The sequence below is a fragment of the Isoptericola sp. NPDC060185 genome, assembly GCF_042728595.1.
Lineage (GTDB): Bacteria > Actinomycetota > Actinomycetes > Actinomycetales > Cellulomonadaceae > Isoptericola.
The window spans coordinates 1-4,968 of the sequence record NZ_JBHWYY010000133.1; the positions used below are offsets into that span (position 1 = coordinate 1).

4 protein-coding genes are annotated in these 4,968 nt (G+C 75.2%); all 4 read left to right on the forward strand.

The annotated features are described in order from the left end of the window. The first annotated feature begins 598 nt into the window (after window positions 1-598). The 4 genes from ACFWDO_RS21095 to ACFWDO_RS21110 all read left to right on the forward strand — a co-directional run bounded on the left by ACFWDO_RS21095 (window position 599) and on the right by ACFWDO_RS21110 (window position 4,729). Window positions 599-1,870, forward strand: coding sequence for an AGE family epimerase/isomerase (locus ACFWDO_RS21095; RefSeq protein ID WP_380326706.1), 1,272 nt, complete (start codon window positions 599-601; stop codon window positions 1,868-1,870). Beyond that, a complete protein-coding gene (locus tag ACFWDO_RS21100) occupies window positions 1,867-2,325 on the forward strand; it encodes an RrF2 family transcriptional regulator (RefSeq protein ID WP_380326709.1) in 459 nt (152 codons plus the stop codon). The genes ACFWDO_RS21095 and ACFWDO_RS21100 overlap by 4 nt, the downstream gene beginning before the upstream one ends. Before the next feature lie 371 nt (window positions 2,326-2,696). Beyond that, window positions 2,697-3,626: a sulfite exporter TauE/SafE family protein gene (locus tag ACFWDO_RS21105; RefSeq protein ID WP_380326712.1), complete on the forward strand. Its 930-nt coding sequence runs from the start codon at window positions 2,697-2,699 to the stop codon at window positions 3,624-3,626. A 323-nt stretch (window positions 3,627-3,949) separates the two neighbouring features. Further along, window positions 3,950-4,729: a PAS domain-containing protein gene (locus ACFWDO_RS21110; protein WP_380347161.1), complete on the forward strand. Its 780-nt coding sequence runs from the start codon at window positions 3,950-3,952 to the stop codon at window positions 4,727-4,729. Window positions 4,730-4,968 lie beyond the last annotated feature (239 nt).

The window sequence follows — 4,968 nt, forward strand, 5'->3', positions numbered from 1 at the left end:
CCCTCGAGAGGGGGTGGGAGAGTAGGACGCCGCCGGACACCCATTCACGAAAGGCCCACCCCCGCACCGGGGTGGGCCTTTCGCATACCCCCACAAGAACACGCCACCCACCCGGTGACGCAACCGCTCAAGCGCCTGCCACGCGGAGACGTACCCCTCCCCACCGCGCCGTCACGTGCACCACCACCGGCCCGACACCCGCACACACCCGCCGGGCCGCGAGCCGGGCGCGCGCAGCTCGGGCCCGGCGAGAACGCGGCCCGGCGAGAGGGGGACCACGTCGAAAACTGACCCGCGTCGGCAGGGGGACCGCGTCGCCAACGGGACTACGTCGACGGCGGGACCACCGGAAGCGGGACGGCGGAGGCCGCCGGCACTGACGGCGGCCGTACAGGCTCGGGCCCTGCGCTCGAGCGCACCCAAGCTGCCGGCCAGGCTGAAATGCATGTTCTGGTCGGCTATGCCGCGCCCAACCACCTGTTCGGCATGCGCGCCCGCGCAGCGCTGGGCGGGCACGAAGGTGTTCGCGCGCGGCGCTCGACGGGACCACCTGACGGCGCTGTCATCCGGGAGTCCGCGGGCCCGCTAGGCTCGTCCGGTGACCGGATCTCCACTTCTTCCTGCCAGCGGTCCCGACGCGTCATGGCGGGCCGCCCACTTCCTCAGCCTGTTGGACTTCGCGCGCCCGTCTCTCGGCGCGGAGGGCACGGGAGGGTGGCTCGACGACGACGGTGCCGTCGACTCGACCCAGCCCGCGCACCTGTGGATCACGTGTCGGATGACGCACACCTTCGGTCTGGGGCACCTGCTCGGGGTCGAGGGCGCGGACTCCCTGCTCCGGCGTGGCCTGGACGGGGTCTCGGTGTCCCTGGCGGACGCCGAGCACGGCGGCTGGCTCGCCTCGCGGGGCCCGGGCGCCGGTGAGGTGAACGGGCTCAAGCAGGCCTACGGTCACGCGTTCGTCGTCCTCGCAGGCTCCACCGGCGTCGTGGCCGGGGCTCCCGGGGCGGAGGCGCTGCTGGAGTCGGCGCTGGGCGTGCTCGACGAGCGCTTCTGGGAGGCGGAGCACCAGCTGCACCTGGACGAGCGGTCGCGCGACTGGTCCGTCATCGACCCGTACCGCGGGGTCAACGCGAACATGCACGGCGTCGAGGCTCTGCTCGCGGCGCACGACGCCACGGGTGAGCGGCGCTGGCTCGAACGCGCCGCGGCGATCGCGGACCGCGTGATCTCCTGGGCCGGTGGCAACGACTGGCGGATCCCCGAGCACTTCGACTCGGCGTGGGCGCCGCAGCTCGAGTACAACGCGGACCGCCCCCACGACCCGTTCAAGCCCTACGGGGCCACGCCGGGTCACGGCCTCGAGTGGGCGCGGCTGCTGTTGCAGGTCGACGTCGCCGGCGGCACCGCAGGGCAGCGCACGGAGGCGGCCAGGAAGCTGTTCGACCGCGCCGTCGAGGACGGTTGGGACGGCCCGCGGGGCGGGTTCGTCTACACGACGGACTGGTCGGGCACGCCGGTGGAGGCGCGCCGCTTCCACTGGGTGGCTGCCGAGGCGGCCGCCGCGGCGGACGTCCTGCACCGCGCGACGGGCGAGGAACGGTACGCAGAGCTGGCCGGCGGATGGTGGCGCTGGATCGACGACCACCTGGTGGACCACGAGCGCGGCTCCTGGTTCCACGAGCTCGACACCGACAACGTGCCCTCCGGGCGCACCTGGGTGGGGAAGCCCGACGTCTACCACGCGGCGCAGGCCGTCATCCTGCCGGACCTCCCGCTCACGGGCTCCTTCGCAGCCTCGGCCCGTGCCGCCGGGCGCATCCTGGAGGGCGCGCGGCTCGCGGCCCCGGCGGGGACGCCGGAGCGATGAGGATCTCGGCGAAGGCGGACTACGCCGTCCGCGCGGCCGCCGAGCTGGCCGCCGCGGCGGACAGCGGCCCGGTGCCCGCCGAGTCGCTCGCCCGCGCCCAGGGGGTGCCGCACCGGTTCCTGGAGGCGATCCTCAGCGACCTCCGGCGCGAGGGGATCGTCGCGAGCCGGCGCGGCGCCGGCGGCGGGTACGTCCTCGCGCGTCCCGCCGACCGGGTCACCGTCGCGGACGTCGTGCGCGCCGTGGACGGTCCGCTGGTCTTCGTGCGCGACGCCCGCCCGTCGGACCTCGAGTACACCGGCGCGGCGGCGTCGCTGCTGCACGTGTGGGTCGCGCTCCGCGTCAACGTACGGGCCGTGCTCGAGCAGGTGAGCCTCGCCGACCTCGCCGCCGGGAACGTCCCCGACGCGGTCCGGCGGCTCACCGACGACGAGGCGGCCTGGCACAGCCCGTGACGGCCCTCGTCGCCTGACGGGCGCACGGCACGACGCGGCGTGGCGCGGCCCCTGAGGGCCTTCGTCGCTTCACGGCGCTCGGCTCGGCTCGGCTCGGCACGGTACGGCACGACGCGGCGTGGCACGGTCCGTGACGGCCTTCGTCGCTTCACGGCGCACGGTACGGCTCGGTACGGCTCGGTACGGCTCGGCCCGCGACGGCATCTCGTCGCCGGCGGGCGCAGGGTACGGCTTGGTACGTCTCCCGTCCGCGATCGCCGTCGTCTCAGCATGCGACCCGTCGGCGGATACCATTGAATCCGATAGGACCGATCGGGTAACTTCGGTCTGTCGCGGCAGACCGGCTGCCGCCTCGACGGAGGGAACACCCCGTGCGGACTCTCGTCCTCCTCGCCCTCGTGGGCCTCAGTGCGCAGCTCGTCGACGGCAGCCTGGGGATGGCCTACGGCGTGACCTCGACGACGTTGCTGCTGGCGATCGGCACCAACCCCGCGGCGGCGTCCGCGACCGTCCACCTGGCGGAGGTCGGCACGACGCTCGCGTCGGGCGTCTCTCACTGGAAGTTCGGGAACGTGGACTGGAAGGTCGTCACCAAGATCGGCATCCCCGGTGCCGTGGGCGCCTTCGCCGGCGCGACGTTCCTCTCGTGGCTCTCCACCGAGATCGCCAAGCCGCTGATGTCCATCCTGCTGCTCGGCCTCGGCCTCTACGTGCTGCTGCGGTTCACGCTGCGCGGCCTCCGCACCGACCGCCTGGGGCAGCCGCTCCGCAAGCGCTTCCTCACGCCGCTCGGCCTCGTGGCGGGCTTCATGGACGCCACGGGCGGCGGCGGCTGGGGCCCGGTCGGCACCCCGGCCATCCTGGCGAGCGGCCGGATGGAGCCGCGCAAGGTGATCGGCTCGATCGACACGAGCGAGTTCTTCGTGGCCGTGGCCGCGAGCCTCGGCTTCCTGTTCGGCCTCGGGACCGCGGGCATCAACCCGTCCTGGGCGCTGGCGCTGCTGATCGGCGGCCTCATCGCCGCGCCGATCGCGGCGTGGCTCGTGCGCCTCGTCCCCCCGCGGGTCCTCGGCTCCGCCGTCGGCGGCATCATCGTGCTCACCAACGTGCGCACCCTGCTGAGCCTCGACGAGTTCCCCGTCGCCCCGGGCGTGCGCTCGCTCGTCCTGGGGATCATCGCGGTGGGCTGGGCTGTCGCCGTCGCCTACGCGTTCCGCCAGCACCGCAAGGCCCTCGTGGAGGAGAAGACCGAGGGCGACGTTCCCGCCGCGGCGGCTCCCGCGCCGACGCCCGCCGCCTGACACCGCTCGACCCGGCGGGCCGACGCTCCGCGGCGGCCGGTCCACGACGTCGACCGTGCACGACGTCGACCCGCACGACGTCGACCCGCACGACGTCGACCCGCACGACGTCGACCCGCACGACGTCGGCCCCGCACCGCCGCCCCCACCTCCGGGGCCGCGACGGCGGGGCCGTCGTCACGGGGGAAGGGGACGCCCCCGCGATTCCACCCGCGGAGCCGAGACGCGAGGGGTGGCGCCGTCGCGCCGTCCCGGTACCGTGTGAAGCCAGGAGATCTGCCTGCCAGACCCCGCTGCACGGCACTGGGAGGTGAGCCATGTCGATGCCCAGCACGTCGAACGACCATCAGCGACGCGAGCTCGTCGCGCTCGCGGAGCTGCTCGGCGCGGGGAGCCAGCTGCTCGTGGGCCAGTACCGCGTCGAGGTCGCCACGGGGTCGTGGTGGTGGTCGGACGAGGTCTACCGGATCTTCGGGCGCGAGCCCGGTGCCATCGAGCCCGGCCCGGAGGTGCTGCGCGCCCACCTGCACCCCGACGACCGCGAGCGGCTCTCCCGCACCGCGACGGTGGCGCTCGCGACCGGGCGCCCCTTCGCCGGCGGGCACCGCGTCGTCGACGACCACGGGCGCACGCATTCGGTGGTGGTGACCGGGCAGGCCCGGCACGGCGCCGACGGCACGTCGTCGCAGCTGGTCGGCTACGTCATCGACACCAGCCCGGTGGTACGCGACGCGCTGGAGCGCGAGGCCCACCGCGCCGTCTCGCGCGCGTTCGTCGCCGCCGCGGCGGCGGAGCAGGCCAAGGGCGCGATCATGGCGGTGTGCGGCGTGGACGAGTCGGTCGCCACGGAGGTGCTGTCGGACGTCGGCGCGCAGGTGGGCGTCTCCGCCCAGTCCGCGGGGGAGCAGGTCATGAAGGAGCTCGCACGGCCGGTCGGCGAGCGCGACACCGCGCTCACCGCCGCCGAGGTCGTCCGGGCGGCGCCGCCCGCGAAGGACGCCGCCGACCGGCTGAGCCGCGCGCTCGCCGGCGTAGGGCCGGTGGACCGGCCGCACGGGCACGACGCGCAGCTCGCCCGACGCCGCCCTCGCGCGAGCCGCTGACGCCGCGCGAGCCGCTGACGCCGTCGCGGCCCCGGGCGCGCCGGGCACTCGAGGGCTCGGACCCGCCCTGACCCGGACAGTGGGCCGGGACACAGATGGGCCCGGACGCGCGTCGGGCCCGGGCCCCGCGCTTGGGGCCCCGGCCGCCGGCGCGCCCTATCCCCGGTAGCGCCAACGGGGGGGTTGGAACCTGGCGGGGGGTGGAGCGGGGGGCCCCGCGGCCCGCGCCCCCCCCCCCG